We start from the raw sequence: 16,252 nt of genomic DNA, 5'->3' as shown, positions 1-16,252 counted from the left end.
GGTCCGGAGAAACGGCCCGGCCGAAAGGCCGGGACCGCGCTCCGGACCGCTTCCCGCACCCGCCGTGCGCCTCTCAACGCAACGGGCGCTCCACGGCGACGTCCACACCCTGGCGGGGATGGCCAAGGCCCGCATGCGGCCGAAGGTCCCCGCACTGGTCGAGGCGCTGACCGGGAACTTCGGCGAACACCACGCGTTCCTCTGCCGACTGCACCTGGAACGCATCGACCACCTCACCGAGGCCATCGGGGAGCTGTCCGCGCGGATCGAGGAGGAGATGCTCCCTTTCTCCCGCCAGCTTGAGCTGCTGCAGACCATCCCCGGCGTCGGCCAGGGCGTCGCCGAAGCCCTCATCGCGGAGACCGGCGGCGACATGGCCTGCTTCGCGACCGCAGGCCACCTCGCCTCATGGGCCGGGGTCTGCCCCGGCCACCACGAGTCCGCCGGCAGGCACAAGTCCGGCCGCAGACGCCACGGCAGCCGCTGGCTCGGCGCTGCGCTGGGCACTGCGGCCATGGCCGCCTCCCGCACCCGCGAGACCACCTACTTCGGCGCCCGCTACCACCGACTCGCACCCCGCCTCGGCAAGAAGAAGGCCCTCGTCGCCCTCGAACACTCCCTCCTGACCGCGGTCTGGCACATGCTCACCCACGACGTGGAGTACGCCGATCTTGGGGGCGACTACTACGCGAAGTACGACCCCGAGCGCGCCATGCGCCGCATCACCCGGCAGGCCAACGCTCTGGGCTTCACCGTCCGCTTCGACCCCATCGAAGCGGCATGACCACATCACAGTCACCACTGCGGTGACCAGGGGTCATGCTTCATCGGGATTCCTCCGTGGATACTCCCGCCTTCAGGCGGGGGAGGAAACGGACTCCTGCGGAGCAGGGCAGGGAAAGCCGATGCGCCGCCAGGGCGGATCGGCGTCACCGCCAACGACCCGCAGGTAGGTGGTAGTTTGTATGGCGTCCGGTCGGCGATAACCAAGCTGGCCGGGCCTACCGCCGGGCTGGCGGGATGTCAGGTCTGTGGAGCGGGCGTAAGACTGCCGGGCGTGGCGTACCAACGTTCCTTGCCGTTAGTTCGGGGCAGCTGCTGTCTGAGAAGCAGAAAACTCAACCCGCGAGGGAAGAATCTCCACGCTTCAGCTGGGGGAGAAGTCAACGCGGTTGTCTTCTCTTCGTGCTCGCGCAGTATCCGCATGACGGTCGCGGGCCAGGGGCCCTGCCGGGCGCCCGGGCGCGGGAGGCTTGACGGCACTCGGGCGACACCCGTGGCTTCAGGTCAATGGCGGAAGCAAACAAGTCATGGCTGCGCAGAACGGCTCTGCTGGCACGGCTGTGGTGTCAGAGTTTGGGTGCAGTGTCCGGCCGGGGCACTGAGGGATGATCCATCTGACTCAAGGAGTTCGCTCGTGAGACGGAAAGTCATCGCACTTCTCGCAACCGCCACCATCGCCACGCTGACACTCGCTGGCCAGGCCAGTGCGGTCCCCTCAGAGGATGCCTCAGCGGCTGGCACGGGTACGGCAGCGGTGAAGTCCACGCTGCGGGCCAATCAGACGATCTCGGCGCCGTTCACCCTCAACCGAAACCAGTCGGTCAGTTCCAACACGGCACGGCTGATCATGCAGTCCGACGGCAACCTTGTCATCTACGACGAGTTCAACCGGGCCCGCTGGGCCTCGAACACCGTCAACCAGGGCTGGACGGCCCGCTTCCAGACCGACGGCAACTTCGTCGTCTATACGGCCTCCAACAGAGCGGTATGGGCCTCCAACACGGCTGGCCACCCGGGCTCTCGCCTGGTCGTCCAGGACGACGGCAACGTAGTCATCTACGACGGCAGCCAAGCTATCTGGGCCTCGAACACCAACCACTGAACCACGGTCGGCTGTAACCGCTGGCTTCTTCCAGGGCGACCCAGCCCTGCCCAGGGCCCTGCGGTCACGAGCGCGGATCCCTGCCAGATACTGATCTGCTCCAGGTGCCCGATGTCTTCGTAGAGCGCGCCGTCCGCCAGGCCCGCCGAGGTCCGGCGTTGGGGGCTACTGGAGCAGCCGTTATCGGCTGCTCCACTGGTCCCAAGGCCGTTGCCGGCGGTGACAAGCTCGTCATCGACGGCGTTCACCCTACGTTCCAGTGCGTATTCGAGGGCCTCGATCGCGGCCTGGCGGCCGTCGGTGAGGTAGCTGGCGTACTCCTGGCCGCCGTGCTCCAGTCGGTCGGTGAACTCCTCGGTGGTGAACTGCCGACGCTGCGGGCGACCAGCCCAGCCACCATCGCGGCGCGGTCCTGCGGTTCCTCGGCGGTTTCAGTGGTCAGACATCCCATGTCGTTTGGTGTCAAGCGGCATGGGGGTGTGCGTGTTGCGACCAAGCGGTCACTTCGTCGTAGAGGGTTCGGGTCTTGAGGCATCCGTGGGGCAGGCCGGGCCGAGTACTGCATGGCTGTACGCCAGGATCACGCGTGGAAGTGGTTCAGTTCTAGAAAGGTAGTCGTCTTGTTCGCTCGCGCCACGGACACCGCACTCGAGAAGTCCCGTTCGGTACCGCATTCGCCCTCCATCACCGCTCCGCAACGCGGGCTTTTGGACCGGCGGGAGGAGCTCGCCGTCCTGGTGCGGCTCGGCGAGCGTCTTTCCGACGGTGTCAGTTCGCTCGTATGCATCGAGGGCGCAGGAGGCATGGGCAAGACCTCGTTGCTGAACGCCTGGATTGCCGGTGCACGCGACCGTGGTTTGCGGGTGGCGCGTGCGAGTGGCAGCAGCGAGCCGCAAGGGCGTCATCCTTGGTTTGTGGCACGGCAGTTGTTCGACTCCCTCCTCGCCGCTCTCTCCCCGACAGACCGGCGTGCTCTGCAGGAGAGCGCGGCGGCCCAGGTCCTGTTTACCCTGTTCGGTGCGGAGGGCCGGACAGGTGGGGACGGGGCTGAGATGTTATGTGAGATGATCGCCCACGACCTGTACGAGCTGATCGTCAGGGCTTGCGAGACTGGCCCGTTGGCTCTCGTCCTGGATGATCTCTCCTGGGCCGATAAGGCGTCGCTCCGCTGGATGCGCTACTTGGCCAGCCGTATGGACGGCCTCCCGCTGATGCTGGTGACGACCCGGCGGTGCGGAGACGGACACGACATCGCGCCGGTGATGGACGAGCTCGCCATCCAACCGGGCGCCGTCACCCTGGAACTGTCGCCGCTCAGCTCCGACAGCGTGCGCCGGCTCGTCCAGGACCGGCTGGGCGCACACGCCGACGAGCAGTTCTGCGCGGCGTGCCACGAGGCATGTGCCGGTAATCCGCTCCTCCTCAACGAGTTGCTGCGTATTCTGAGGAAGAAAGCAGTGCAGCCGTCGGCGGCTCAGGCCGGGCGGGTGGCCGAACTTAATGAGTGCGTGGTGGAAAAAACCATCGCTGTACGCTTGGCCCGGCAGTCCAAAGCGGTCATGGCGATGAGCCGGGCTCTGGCGGTGCTCGGTGACGGTACGCAGCTTTCCGTCGTGGCCGCGCTGGCTGGTCTGGCCCCCTTCCAGGCGCATGAGGCGGTGCGGGAGATGCGCTGCATGGGGGTCCTGGCCGAGGAGGAGCATCCGTGCTTCACCCAGCCGCTGGTTCGGTCCGCCATCTTCCGCACCATGGGGCCGGGGCAGTTGGCCGCGGAACACACGCGCGCCGCGCGGCTGCTGAGCGGCCAAGGCGCATCCAGTGAGAAGATCGCCCGCCACCTGATGCTCACCCAGCCAACCGGGGACGAGTGGCGCATCGCCGTGCTACGGGACGCGGCGCGGACCGCCGCAAACCGTGGCGCCGTGACCGATTCGGCCTGCTACCTGCGGCAAGCCCTGATGGAGGACCCGGCCCCGCAAGCGAAGGTGTGCCTTCTGAAGGAGCTCGCGACGATCGAGCTCCTGGAGAATCCCGCTGCTTCGGCTTACCACTTCCAGCAGGAACTGCTGCTGCGTCAGGACGGCTCCGGGCGGGCCGCGGCGGTCGGCGGGCTGGCTGCGGCGTTGTCCAACGCCGGGCGTTCTCAGGAGGCGGTGATGGTGCTGCGGCAGGCACTGGCCGAGCTGGGGGCGTCGCCGGAGGACGGCGAGCGGCGGATGCGGCTGGAAGCGCAACTGGTCATGGCCGCCTGGCAGGACGTCCGCTCCGTGGCGATGGGCACGGAGTTGGTCGAGGCTCGGTCGGATCGTCCATTGCACGGCGACACCCCCGGGGAGCGGGCCTGGCTAGCCCTGCGCGCCCTGCATGCCCAGTCCGGTCACGACACCGCCGAGCACGCCCGCGCCCTGGTGGGCCGTGCCCTGCGGCACGGGATGGAACTCGAGGGGGCCATGGGGTGGTTTTACCCGCCCCTCCTGCACGTTCTCGTCGCCGCCGATGATCCGGAGACGGCAGCCGGTTGGATCCAGCGGATGGCCGACCACGCCGCACGGCGTGGTTCGGGTCCCCTGTCCGCCTTGGCCAGCTTCGGGATGGCCATTGTGGCCTGGCACTCCGGCCATGTGCAGGAGGGGCTCAGTCATGCACGCGCCCTGCTCGACGTGGTCGCGAAGGCAAGCCCGGAACGTCCCTCCCATCCGCCGCTCGCGGCTGTGGCCAACCTGCTGCTGGACCTGGGGGCCGTCGACATGGCCCACGACATGCTGCGGACGTACGCGACCGGCTGCCCCAGCGACTCCTGGGGCAGGGCCGCCTACCTGCTCGCCCACGGGCGGCTGCGGCTGGAGCATGGTGATCCCAACGCAGCCGTGGCAGCCCTGCTGGAGTGCGGTCGGTACCAGGAGGCCAGCCCTCTGATCGGTCCGATGGCCATCCGGTGGCGCTCATACGCCGCGCTGGCGTATTCCGCCGCCGGCGACCGCGCCTCAGCGATCGGCATGGCCAACCGTGATCTAGAGCTGTCCCGCCGTTGGGGGACGCACAAGGCCATCGGCATCAGTCTCCGCACTTTGGGCACGGTCACCGGCGGCCAGCGGGGACTCGAACTGCTCTCCGATGCCGTCGACGCGCTGGAGCAATCACCGGCGCGGGTGGAGCTCGCCTACACGCTGAACGAGTTCGGTGCCGCCTGCCAGCGCCTCGCGCGACAGGACACGGCACGATCCTCCCTGCAACGGGCACTGGCACTGGCCGAGGAGTGCTCCGCGAGCTGCCTGGCCGACCGCGTCCGCGGCACACTGCGGCTGGTCGGAGGCAGACTCCGGAAGGCCGGGGCATCGGGTGCGCGGTTGCTCACCCCCAGCGAGCACCGGGTGGCGGAGCTGGCCGCCCAGGGCCAGACCAACCGGGAGATCTCAGAAGCCCTCTTCGTCACCCGGCGGACCGTCGAGGTCCATCTGACCAGTGCCTATCGCAAACTGGAGATCTCCGGCAGGTCGGAACTGGCCTTCGTGCTGGCCCAGCTGGCCACCCCGGGCCGCCGGGGTGGCCAGCTGCCGGTGCACTGACGGCCCCCGGTCCGGTACGGATTCCCTGCGGCACAGGCCGGCTTCCGCGTCAGGTGACCGGGCGGTCAGTTCCCGGCCGCCTGACGCACCGTCAGCTCGGCGAGGCCGGGAAGGTCACCGCTGTCGGCCGCACGCAGAGTGAGCCGTACATATCGGGCGAGCGTGGGACGCCGGAGCTCGCCGGAGGAGCCGGAGCTGTCCGCCGGACTCCAGTGTCGGCCATCGGTCGAGACCAGCGTGGTGGAGGACGTCGGCGCGGTGGATGTCCACTCCGGCGAGATGTCGGTCACCCGGCGCGCGCGTCCCAAGTCGACGGTGAGGCTGCTGTCCGCCGCGGCCGGGACCCAGGCCGTGGCTGTGCTGCCGTCCACCGCCGCTCGAGCGTCCAGGCCCGGCTGCCCGGAAGTGTCCGCCGCCGTTGCGCACCGGGCGGCATTGGTAGTCGCCGCGAGGTCCGGGCGCCTGGTCTCCAGCACGGCCGGAGCGCCCGCGGCGACCGTCCGGGCGCCCTCCGCGGTCCCGACCTCGAAACTTTTGCCGCTTGTCAGCCGGACGGTCGTGCGGCGAGGCCCGACAGCGACATCGAACGTGCGGCCCTGCCAGCGCAGTCCTTTCAGCTTCACCCCGTGCTTGAGCTGCGGAGGAAGCACCGGGTCCAGTCGCACGCGGTCCTGCGCCCAGCGCAGCCCGGCCAAGCCGTAGGTGAACGTCTGGAGGAAGCCGCCCGCACCGGTGAGGAAGTTCTGCGCGGGCGCGCCCGCCAGCGGGTCGTCCGCCCCGGCCTTGCTGCCGCGCGCCTCGGAGAACTCGTGGAAGGGACCGCGGACGAACGGCTCGATCGAGCGCATCAGGTAGGTGTACGTCGAGCAGCCAGGTTCGTCGAGGGCCGCGGCATCGATCGCATGGATCGCGTCCGTCATCGCGGGGCCCTCCGGATCGGTGCGCACGGCGTAGTAGTCCAGCGTGCCGGCGGCCTGCTTCCGGGTCATGGGCCATTGCAGCGGGTACATCAGCATGACGGTGTCCGCCTGCTTGATTTTCGAGCCGTCGTAGCCCGCGTACTGCTCGAAGACGTGCCGACCGCTGTCGTACGGAATGCGCAGCCGGTCAGCGATCCGTGTCCAGTCGGCCGGCGGGGCGTGGCCGAGGACTCGCGCCGCCTGGGCCGCGTCGCGCAGCGCCGTGGCCGCGCCGGCGTTGGTGAACGCGCCGTCGGTGACCCCGTTGCTGTATTCGTCGGGGCCGGCCACGTTCTTTATCGAGTAGCTGCCGTCGGCGTTTCCGGTGACCCGTCCGGTCCAGAACTCGGCAATGCCCTTCAGCACGGGCCACCCCCGTTTCCGCAGCCAGTCGCGGTCGCCGGTCGCCTGGTAGTACTGCCAGACGGCCATGGCGATGTCGCTCTGGAGGTGGATCTGCATGAGGCAGTGCGGCGGCGGGCCCCAGCTGTGACACTCTTTGAGATCGCCTTCGCCGCCGCTGGTCCACGAGTAGAACAGGCCGGGATAGCCGAGCCGCTCGGCGTTGGCGCGGGCAGCCACGCGGGTACGGTAACGGTAGTCCACGATGCCTCTGGCCAGCTGCGGCTGGTTCGCGAGCAGGGCGGGAAACATCCAGGTGTCGGCGTCCCAGAACACCAGGCCCGCGTAGTTGTCGCTGGTCAGTCCGGTCGGCGCGATGCTGTTGCCGGAGCTGGCGCGGGTGTTGGCGAGCATCCCGTACTCCGAGGCGCGGATCCACGCCTGGAGGTCGCGCTGCCCCGCGGCCTCGATTCCGCTGCGCCAGAGTGCGGCCCAGGCCGCCGTGTGGGTGGCGAACAAAGCAGGCCAGCCCCGCGCCGCCGCCCGCTGGGAGGCCGTCACCGCCGCCTGGCGCGGCTCGAAAGCGGTCAAGGCGGTGTCCACACCGACGTACTTGGTGAGAGTGTACGTGCGCGCGCCACGGACCGGGAAGCCGACGGACTGCCGGTTCGACAGGCTCCGGTCCTCGCCGGCCGGGCGGGTGTCGCGCACGCGCACGGTAGGGCCGGTGGTGAGGGTGGAGGCGACGGCGCCGCGGGTCCCGGTGCCGTCGGCGCGGAAGCCCACGGTCATGGTGCGCCGGGACTCGCGTCCGCCGCCGGTTGCCGACAGCATCCGGGCCCCGCGGCCGTCGATCAGGTCGGTGACGGTCGCGTCGCCGCTCCAGTGCGGGGTCATCCGCAGCCGTACTGCGGCCGTGTGCTCCCGGTCACGGGCGGCGAAGACCTCGTAAACCAGGTCGGTGGCACGTCCGTCGGTAGTGGTCCAGGTCAGAGAGGTTCTGACCAGGCCGCACCGTAGGAGGAGCGTCTGCCGGTAGTGGGAGATCCGGTCAGCCGGGGTCGCCGAGGTGAAGACTTCGGCCCCGATGCCGATGGTCAGCCCGGTCCAGGTGGGAAGGGCGGCGATCACCTGCCGGTCGTCGGTGGTCGCCGTGTTGTGGGCGTACAGGCCCGAAACGTATGAGCCGTCGTAACGCGGCGTATACAGCGGCCAGCCGGTCTGCTGCTCGCTGGCCCAGTACCCGGTGCCGTTGACGGGGATGCGCTGCCCGAGGTATCCGTTGCCTACGAAGGCGCTGTAGCTGTCCTGCGAGTCGATGGCGGTCGACGACAGTGCCCAGCCGTCCGCCGCGCGCTCCGTGGAACACGAGGCGGTGGCCAGGGCGGGCAGCGCGGAGGGCGAGGTCGCGGGCGGGGCCAGCACGACCAGGAGGATCCAGCCGAGCCGGAGCCATCGGGGCACCCGCGCGAGAACGGTCGGCCGCGGGCGCCTCGCTGACGGAGCGTTGTGTTCCCGCTTCCTCCGGTTCTGGTCCCGGCGCGGGACGCGGGGGGACGGGGGCCGGGGGGCGGAAGCTCCGGGCCTGTCCATCAGAGACGGACCCCGGCGCGCTCGGGGGAGTTCGACGGGCGCATCGCGAGGAACATCGCCCCCGCAGCCAGGCACACCGTAGCGCCTGTGAACCAGACGATCGTGTAGGTGCCGAAGTTGTCACGGATCACCCCACTCACAGCGGTGGCGAGCGCTCCGCCGAGCTGGTGCGCGGTCCACAGCCAGCCGAAGACCACGCCGGCCGACGAGCCGAAGGCGTCCTGGCAGAGCCGGATGGTCGGCGGCACGGTGGCGATCCAGTCCATGCCGTAGAAGATGGTGAAGACCAGCATGCCGGGCGTCACCATGTCGGAGAACAGCCAAGGGAGCATCAGCAGAGACACTCCTCGCAGTGTGTAGTAGACCAGGAGCAGGTAGCGCGAGTCGTACCGGTCTGTCAGCCAGCCCGAGAGGGTGGTCCCGACGATGTCGAAGACCCCGGCGATGCCGAGCAGCCCGGCGGCGGCCGTCGTCGTCATCCCGTGGTCGTGCGCAGCCGGGATGAAGTTGGTCTGGATGAAACCGGACGTGGTGATGCCGCAGATACCGAAGCTGCCCGCCAGCAGCCAGAACTCGTGCGTACGGGCCACCTGCCGGAGCACGCCGAACGCGCTCTTGGCCGTATGCCCGGTCTCCGGGACCTCCGCCTCCGAGCCCGGTGCGCCCTCCGGCACCTCCTCGGCTCCGTACGCGGTCAGGCCCATCTCCCGCGGGTGGTCCCGGAGCAGGAGGATGACGAAGGGCACCGTGATCAGGGAGCCCAGGGCCACCACGATCGACGCCGTGCGCCAACTCGAGTTGTCGCTCAGCCTGCCCAGCAGCGGCAGGAAGACCAGTTGGCCGGCGGTGCTGCCGGCGGTGAGAATCCCGGAGACGATGCCGCGGTGCTTGACGAACCACCGTTCGGTGAGGGTGGCGACGAAGGCCAGGGAAATCGCGCCGCAGCCGGCTCCCACCAGCACCCCCCATAGCAGCACCAGTTGCCACGGCGCCGTCATCCACGCGGGCAGGCCGGTGCCGAGTGTGATCAGCACCAGCGCGCCGGAGAGCACGGTGCGGATGCTGAGCCGTTCCATCAGCGCCGCCGCGTACGGTGCCGCCAGGCCGACGATCACCAGATTCAGCGAGATCGCGAAGGAGATCGTGCTGTAGGACCAGCCCATCTCGTCGTGAAGCGGGGTCAGGACCACCGAGGGCAGCGAACGGAAGCCGGACGTTCCGATCAGGACCAGAAACGAGACGCCAGCCACGATCCAGGCCCAGTGCAGGGAACCTGCACCGGCTCGGGATTTGGTACGGGGTATTTCGGAGACTTTTTCGATGTTGGGCACTTCATCCTCCGGCGGGGACGACAAGCTGAAGGTGAATCGCGGTCTCAAAGGAACAGCGCCGCTCTCTCCCCCCGGCGGGCCCGGTCGACAGCCGTCGTGCACGGCCGTCCGTACCGGGCCCGGGAGATTCGGGGCGCGACAGGTCCGCCGGAGGGTGTCAGCCGTCCTCTTCGGGCGCGTGGGTGACGACCATGGCCGAGTACGTCGCACCCAGGCCGGTGGCGATGAACAGGTAGTGCCGACCGGCCTCCAGCTGTCCCGTGTCCCGCAGCGTCGTGTAATTGACCAGGACGTCCGAGGCATAGCAGTGGCTGTACTTAGGGAGGTTGTCGGTGAAGAACCGGCTGCGGTCCATGCCGAGCTCGGTGGAGACCTCGAGCATCAGCGAGTTGTAGTGCACGACGCGGTGGATGTCGTCGAGTTGGAGGCCGGCCTTGGCGACCGCCTCACGGACGACGTCGGCGACCTCGGAATCGTGCGCGTTGTTGTGGCCCTCACGGGTTTCTTGGTCCATCAGGATGCCGTCAGCGAACTCCCCGCGGGTCCGGGTGACATAGGAGCGCACGCGGTCCCCCCGGCCTCCGCGGGCGACCAGGCAGGCGCTGGCGGCCTCGCCCATCACGGAGCCGAGAGAGTGGTAGTCGTGATTCAACTTCGTGAAGGGCTTCTCTCCGGTGACGATCAGGGCGCGCCCGGCCGGGTCGCGGTCCATGGCCAGCAGGGCGCCGGCCATGTCGATGGCCGCAAGACCGATCGCGCAGTTCTGCTGTGTGAGCGCGAACGCCTGCGCGTCGTGGAGCCCCAGCGAGGTGCGCAGAACTTCGGCGGCGTTCATGGTGGAGGGAGTGACCTCCTGTGTGGCGTGTCCGTACAGCAGGTACTTCACCGTGCTCGGGTCGGTCACCTCCTTCAGCGCGGCGCGGGCGGCCGGCAGGATGAGGTCGAAGAGCGACTGCTCGGGATCCAGCCGCATGTCGCGGACACCGTAGACGCGCCGCAGCACTTTCATCTGAGCCCGCGTCAGTCCCAGGTTGCCACCGACCTCCTCCAGGGAGACGGACCGGGACGGCACGTAGGACCCTAACGCCTCCAACGTGGTTGGCTGGTTGTCGAGGGACAGCTGCGGTCCATTGCGTGGCCGGGGCGAGTAGGCGGTCGAGAAGGTCACGCCGATGTCCTCCTGTTTGCGGTACGTACTTGAAGATCTGCGTATTCCTGAGCTGCGTGGTGGGGGCTCGGCGGCCGAGGGCGGCCCGGGTCGGCCGAGGCGGATCGGTGTCGGGAGCGGACTCAGGCGGTCAGCGCGCGTCGGCGAGCCTTGTGCACCGGCACCACCACAACCCCCAACGCACGGCAGACGACCACCGGCTCGTCCAGGACCCCGGCTGTGGTGTGTCCCTGCTCGTAGCGAGCCTCGATCACCTTGCGGGCCTCCAGCTCGACGACCCTGCGCAACCGGCTCTTCTCGGTCATCCGCCCCGTCACCTCGATGAAGTCACCGGCATGGACGGGAGCGGTGAATGACACATCGGTGTAGTGGGACAGCAGCCCCTCATCCCCGTCGGTGCGGATGGCGATCTCGGTGACGACGTCGCCGAACAGGCGAAGCATCCGGGCTCCGTCCACCAGGTCACCGCCGTAGTGTGCCTCCCCGGCTCCGATACGCACCCGCAGCATCGCTGTGCACTGGTCGATCAGGTCAGTCGGCACTGAGTGCCCTCCTCTTCGTCAGAAGGCTGCCGTGGGCCATCCTCTGGGCGAACTCGGCGTCGAGCGCCCGGTCCACCTCCCGCTGCGCCGTGGTGTCGGCGTGCTCCGGCGTAGCCGCCGCCCAGCCCATCGCAACGGCGATGACCAGGTTTTCCTTGTGCGAGATCGACAGCGCGATCCGGTCCAGGCCGGCGTCGGCGGCACGGCGCGCGGCAGCGTCGGCAAGCCGCACCTGTGGAGCGCCGTCCTCGGTCCGGCCGATGTCGATCTGCCAGGCCGGGACGCGGGAGAGCAGTCCGACGCCGAGCATTTTGAGCACCGCTTCCTTCCCGGCGAATCGGCCGGCCAGAAACTCCCGGCGCCGGCTGGGAGCCAGCGTCCCGGCCTCCCGGCGCTCTGCAGTCGAGTACAGCAAGTGCCGGAACCACCTGCGGTGCATCAGACGGTCGAGCTCGTCGATGCGGAGCACGTCGACCCCGACGAAGGGGGGCCCGGTCTCCACCGTGCGCCGACTCACGGCGAGGACTCCGGGTGAGCGACGGTGCGCAGGACCGCCGCCGCACAGGTCCCTGAGCGCGGGTCGGTGTCGTGCAGGACGACCGTGGTGTACTGCTCGGCCCACTCGGAGTGCTGGGCCAAGGCCATCCAGACGCTCGTGCAGTAGGTCCGGTCGGCGTGCCGGTGAACCTCCACGCCGTCCGCCGGGACGTCGTGCCCGATCCGAGGCCCCTGGACGAGCAGCAACTCGCCGGACCGGGCAGAGGCGATGAGGTCAGCGAGCCGCTGGCCGCAGTAGGTCGGGCTGCGCTGGACCCACACGTCGCGCACGTCCAGCCCCGGTGCCTCGCCAGCGGCCTGCAACAGCAGCACCGCACCGGAGTCGACCAGATCCGCGCTGTGCACCAGCGGGTCGTGGTTGGGCAACGTGGTCTGTTCCAGCACGGCCAGCACGGCCTGGTCGCAGTAACCGAGCCGGCAGTACGCGGCAGCGATGCGAAGTGCGGAGAAGGGCGCCGCCAGTCCTTGCTCGGCGATCGCGAAACTCGCCGCATGGTTGCCGAGCAGCCGGTTCAGATGGGTGGCGGTGGTGGTGAAGGGGTGCACATCGGGCAGGGCGTAGGCGACCATCACCAGGTCCGGTTCCACCGGTCCGAGCGGATCGGCGTCGAGTAGCTGCTGAACCAGGTCGACGTGGGTGACTACCGGTCGCTGCCCGGTCGCTGCCGCATCCGGGCTCTGGCCGAAGGAACTGAGCAGGTCACGGTCGTACTCACACATCATGGAGAACTCGGGGCGCGAGGTACGCGATGGGGCGAGGACCGCCGCCCCATGCTGTACCGCGAGCCGTTTGCTGCCGGCCATCAGGATCCTTCCTGGACGACTTCTGAGGTTGAGGACGTCATGCGGGCTTTCTGGCCCGGCTAGCCGACGGCCTGGTCCGTCGCGGCCGGGGTCTGCCGCAGCAGGTAGTCGGCGAAGCTGCCGACGGTGGCGAAGTCCGCCATCTCCAGCTGCTCCGGGTCGACCTCCACCCCGACGGTGTCCTCCAGCGTCATGAGGACCTCAAGCACGGAGGTGGAGTCGAGGTGCATGTCGTCGAACAGCCGGACGTCCTCGGACAGGCCGTCAATCGGGCGTTCGAGAGCCTCGCTCAGCGCGGACTCGATCTGGTGGACGACTTCGGTGCGGTTCATGGGAACTCCGGTCGAGTGAGTGGGGCGAGCCTAGAAGCGGACCAGATGCTGCCGGTTCAGCAGGTCTGAGGGGGTGTCACGGCGGGCAATGAGGTGCGGCGTTCCGTCGTGGACGAGGACCTCGGCCGGGTAACCGTGGCTCAGGAAGAGCACCGGCGAGGCGGTCGGCCCGTATGCGCCGGACCGTTCCACCCCCAGCAGGTCGCCGGGCGAGACGGAAGGCAGCGCCACCCGTTTGCCGATCACGTCGTTGGGGGTGCACAGCGGTCCGGTAACCGTGATGGGGGAGATCGCCGGGTCGCGGTAGCGGCTCAACGACCGGATGGGGAAGTTGCGCTTGACGAAGCTGCCCACGCCGACCGCTGCCATGTGGTGGTTGGTACCGCCGTCGGCGATCGCGAAGCGCTCCCCCATCGACTCCTTGACGTAGAGCACTCGCACCACGTACGTGCCGGCCACCGCGGTGAGGTAGCGGCCCAATTCCATGATCAGCCGGGTCTGCGGGTAGCGCTCGGCGAACTGCTCGATCACCGCGTTGAGGTCGCTGTGCAGTGCGTTGAGATCGAGTTCCTTCTCGTTTTCGAAATACGGCACGCCCAGACCGCCGCCGAAGTCCACGGTCCGTAGTTGGACGCCGAATTCCTCGCACAGCGCCTCGGCGATGGAGAGGATGTTGGTGGTGTTGTTGACGACGTCGGAGTGGTCGAGGATGCGGGTCCCCATGTACGCGTGGACTCCGATGACCTGGACCGCCCGGAGGCCACCGGCCAGGCCCGCGGCGGACTGCCGCATAACCTCCAGGTCCACCCCGAACTGCCGTGGCTTGCCGCCCATCGAGAGCCCTCCCCCCTTGGTATGGAAGTCGGGGTTCATCCGCAGCAGCACCGGCACGTCGGTCAGGCCGGCCTCCAGGGCCAGGGCGTCGAGCGCCTCCAGTTCCTCCAGCGACTCGCATACGACGGCGTGCAGGTTGGCCTCAAGGCAGGCGTGCAGCTCCTTCGTGGTCTTGCCCGGGCCGAGGAAGATGATGTTGCCGGGGTTGATGCCGGCGCGTTGGGCCGTGATCAGTTCTGTCAGTGAGGACACCTCGGCGCCGGCCCCGAGCAAGCCGAGGTAGGAGCAGATGCTGATGTTCGGGTTGGCTTTGAGGGAGAAGAAGACATCGACCGCCGGGTGCAGGTTCTCGCGCAGTCGCTGGTAGTTGGTGCGCAGAACGTCGGCGTCGTACACGTACAGGGGGGTGCCGTACTCGCGTGCCAGCTCGGACACTGGCACGCCCTGAATCTCGAACTCCATCGCGTTCACCGGATTCCTTGTATCGGGGGCACCGCGCTGAGCGCGTCGCGCACTTCGGCGTCGAGGGCAGCCAGGGCGTCGCGGTCCTGGGCGAACAGCATGGTGTAGAGCCGCCCTTCGAACGGGGGCCGGCGGTCGGCCTCGGCGTTGACGGTTCCGAAGCAGGTGATGACAGCGCCGGCGTCGGCCGGTCCGCGCGGTGCCAACGGGCCGAGGACCGACTCGATCTCGTGGAAGGGGACCGGGGCCTCAAGGTCCAGCACATAGTGCTTCGCCAGCGCAGCACCGGAGGAGAGGAACCGCTCGGTGGGCGGCCCCTGGTAGCTGGACATGTTCAAGCGGGCGTTGATCTCCAGTACTGGGTAGAGCGTGTCGTCCGCGCCGAGGATGGCATCCACCCCGACCACGCCGAACAGTCCGTCTGTATGCAGTCGCTTCCCGACCCGGCGCGCCGTGTCCTCCAGCTCCGCCAGATGAGTCGCGCTGAGGCGCGTCGGCATCACGTGGCCGAGGTGCACGCCGTCCGCGGTCTGCGCCTCCTTGACGAAGTCGAAGTGGATCCCTCCCGCGCGGTCGATGGTGAACTGGTAGTTCAAGTCGCACTTCTTGGCCAGGAACCTCTCGACCACGACGTGGATGGCGCGGGACCCGGTACGGGCGGTTCGCTGCCTGGCCATCCGAAGCAGACGCTCGGCCTTGACCGGCGTGTCCAGCACGATCAGTCCCTTGCCGGACACGCCATACGACTCCTTGACGATGAGCGGCTTGCCCTCTTCGATGCCGCGTCGGACCGCCGCTGTGAGTTCGTCCACCGTCTCGCAGCACTCGCCGGGCACCGGGCGGATGCCGAGCTCCTCGACAAGGCGCCGTCCGTAGATCTTCCCGTTGACCCGCTCCATCGTGTCGCTGTCCGGGGCGGCCAGCGGCAAGCCGGTCGACTCGGAGACCTTCTGCTCAGTGGCAGAGGCGCCCATCGGCATCAGATAGGTGCGGCCGTCGGCCAGGGCGGCCAGGCGCCGCAGCGTGTCGGGCGAGGCCAGGATGCGCTCGCCTGTGCTGGCGCCGGGCTTGCCCTTTGGGACAACGAGTTCGGTCGGCAGCCGGAAGCCGAGGTCGGCGGCGTACTGCTTGAAACCCGGGTCGAGCGGGGCGCCCAAGCAGATCACGTCGCCGCTCCCGGCCAGTAGGGCACCGAGTTCCTCCATGCGCTGCACGGTGGCCGGCGCCGATGACAGTTTCGGCATCGGCAGTCCGACGTAATTGTGCGCCCACGTGTGCTCGACCTCAAAATTGCAGAGAAAGACCAGCCGGGCTTCGAGGTTGCCGGTCAGCGACTTCTTGAGGCCGCGTAAGTAGGCACTGCTCATATGTCATTCACACCTTCCTGCGCAGGATTTGTCGCTCGCAACATGGTGACCGTCAAGTTTCCAAGGTGCCGAACCGCAGCGAGGCAAACAGCGATGTCAGTTGCTGACGGCAGGGCAGAAAGTCCAGTTCGAGACGGAAGTGAGGAGTCAAACCGAAAGAGCGCTCCCTGGCGCCTGCGGCAGGGGATGCCCATTCACTCGTACTCGCCGGAATGACCCGTTCTCATTGGTGATTCAAGTACAGAGCAACGGGCGGCCTGCATGCAATAGGCACCAGAAAAGGTTGTGGTGGCCACCGTGAGCACTTCGGTGGTTACGGTACCGATAGTCCCAGGGCTATCTCAAAGTGGCAGTCACGGCAGCTGTAAGTCTTGATCGTTGAGGCGTCCGTGCAGGTCAGGGTGGGGGTGGCCCCAGGGCCCCGGCGAGTGCCTGGATCGTCCCGGCCTGGGGTGTTGATCTCGGTGGTGGGCCCCGGAAGCAGGTGAACACGGCACCTGTGGATCATG

The 16,252-nt window shown here is 68.5% G+C and carries 12 protein-coding genes; 3 read left to right on the top strand and 9 right to left on the bottom strand.

The genetic code is table 11. The features are described from left to right. The 3 genes from ABZZ74_RS49445 to ABZZ74_RS49435 all read left to right on the top strand — a co-directional run. Positions 1–784, top strand: a 784-nt coding sequence (locus ABZZ74_RS49445) for a transposase (protein ID WP_356950698.1), incomplete at its 5' end; no start/stop codon positions are given. A gap of 633 nt (positions 785–1,417) precedes the next feature. After that, on the top strand, positions 1,418–1,885 hold the full coding sequence (locus ABZZ74_RS49440; protein ID WP_356950697.1) for a bulb-type lectin domain-containing protein: 468 nt from the start codon (positions 1,418–1,420) through the stop codon (positions 1,883–1,885). 620 nt (positions 1,886–2,505) lie between these two features. Then, the gene (locus ABZZ74_RS49435) at positions 2,506–5,451 is read left to right on the top strand and encodes an AAA family ATPase (RefSeq protein ID WP_356950696.1); all 2,946 of its coding nucleotides are present in this window, start codon (positions 2,506–2,508) and stop codon (positions 5,449–5,451) included. Between the two features lie 65 nt (positions 5,452–5,516). On the opposite strand, the gene ABZZ74_RS49430 is transcribed toward ABZZ74_RS49435, so the two are convergent. The 9 genes from ABZZ74_RS49430 to ABZZ74_RS49390 form a co-directional block, all read right to left on the bottom strand. Beyond that, positions 5,517–8,216 (bottom strand): discoidin domain-containing protein, encoded by a 2,700-nt coding sequence (locus ABZZ74_RS49430; RefSeq protein ID WP_356950695.1) that lies wholly within the window; start codon positions 8,214–8,216, stop codon positions 5,517–5,519. A 128-nt stretch (positions 8,217–8,344) separates the two neighbouring features. Continuing rightward, on the bottom strand, positions 8,345–9,595 hold the full coding sequence (locus tag ABZZ74_RS49425; RefSeq protein ID WP_356950694.1) for an MFS transporter: 1,251 nt from the start codon (positions 9,593–9,595) through the stop codon (positions 8,345–8,347). 238 nt (positions 9,596–9,833) lie between these two features. Continuing rightward, positions 9,834–10,844 (bottom strand): 3-oxoacyl-[acyl-carrier-protein] synthase III C-terminal domain-containing protein, encoded by a 1,011-nt coding sequence (locus ABZZ74_RS49420; RefSeq protein ID WP_356950693.1) that lies wholly within the window; start codon positions 10,842–10,844, stop codon positions 9,834–9,836. A gap of 122 nt (positions 10,845–10,966) precedes the next feature. Then, the gene (locus tag ABZZ74_RS49415) at positions 10,967–11,386 is read right to left on the bottom strand and encodes a 3-aminobutyryl-CoA ammonia lyase (protein WP_356950692.1); all 420 of its coding nucleotides are present in this window, start codon (positions 11,384–11,386) and stop codon (positions 10,967–10,969) included. Further along, on the bottom strand, positions 11,376–11,903 hold the full coding sequence (locus ABZZ74_RS49410; RefSeq protein WP_356950691.1) for a 4'-phosphopantetheinyl transferase superfamily protein: 528 nt from the start codon (positions 11,901–11,903) through the stop codon (positions 11,376–11,378). Before ABZZ74_RS49410 ends, ABZZ74_RS49415 begins: the two co-directional genes overlap by 11 nt. Then, complete coding sequence (locus tag ABZZ74_RS49405; RefSeq protein ID WP_356950690.1) at positions 11,900–12,748, bottom strand: hypothetical protein; 849 nt, start codon at positions 12,746–12,748, stop codon at positions 11,900–11,902. The genes ABZZ74_RS49410 and ABZZ74_RS49405 overlap by 4 nt, the downstream gene beginning before the upstream one ends. Positions 12,749–12,807: 59 nt before the next feature. Continuing rightward, on the bottom strand, positions 12,808–13,080 hold the full coding sequence (locus ABZZ74_RS49400) for a phosphopantetheine-binding protein (protein WP_356950689.1): 273 nt from the start codon (positions 13,078–13,080) through the stop codon (positions 12,808–12,810). 30 nt (positions 13,081–13,110) lie between these two features. Further along, positions 13,111–14,376, bottom strand: coding sequence for a type III PLP-dependent enzyme (locus ABZZ74_RS49395; RefSeq protein ID WP_356950688.1), 1,266 nt, complete (start codon positions 14,374–14,376; stop codon positions 13,111–13,113). 5 nt (positions 14,377–14,381) lie between these two features. Then, positions 14,382–15,743: an ATP-grasp domain-containing protein gene (locus ABZZ74_RS49390; protein ID WP_356950687.1), complete on the bottom strand. Its 1,362-nt coding sequence runs from the start codon at positions 15,741–15,743 to the stop codon at positions 14,382–14,384. Positions 15,744–16,252: the final 509 nt, after the last annotated feature.

It is taken from the genome of Streptomyces sp. NPDC006476, assembly GCF_040612015.1.
Classification (GTDB): domain Bacteria; phylum Actinomycetota; class Actinomycetes; order Streptomycetales; family Streptomycetaceae; genus Streptomyces; species Streptomyces griseorubiginosus_B.
This window is presented reverse-complemented; position numbering and strand designations above follow the sequence as displayed.

What these genes read in the sequence shown, in the direction of transcription:
- ABZZ74_RS49395 (WP_356950688.1), bottom strand. Translation starts at nt 14,376, where the DNA reads ATGGAGTTCGAGATTCAGGGCGTGCCAGTGTCCGAGCTGGCACGCGAG.
- ABZZ74_RS49405 (WP_356950690.1), bottom strand. Translation starts at nt 12,748, where the DNA reads ATGGCCGGCAGCAAACGGCTCGCGGTACAGCATGGGGCGGCGGTCCTC.
- ABZZ74_RS49400 (WP_356950689.1), bottom strand. Translation starts at nt 13,080, where the DNA reads ATGAACCGCACCGAAGTCGTCCACCAGATCGAGTCCGCGCTGAGCGAG.
- ABZZ74_RS49390 (WP_356950687.1), bottom strand. Translation starts at nt 15,743, where the DNA reads ATGAGCAGTGCCTACTTACGCGGCCTCAAGAAGTCGCTGACCGGCAAC.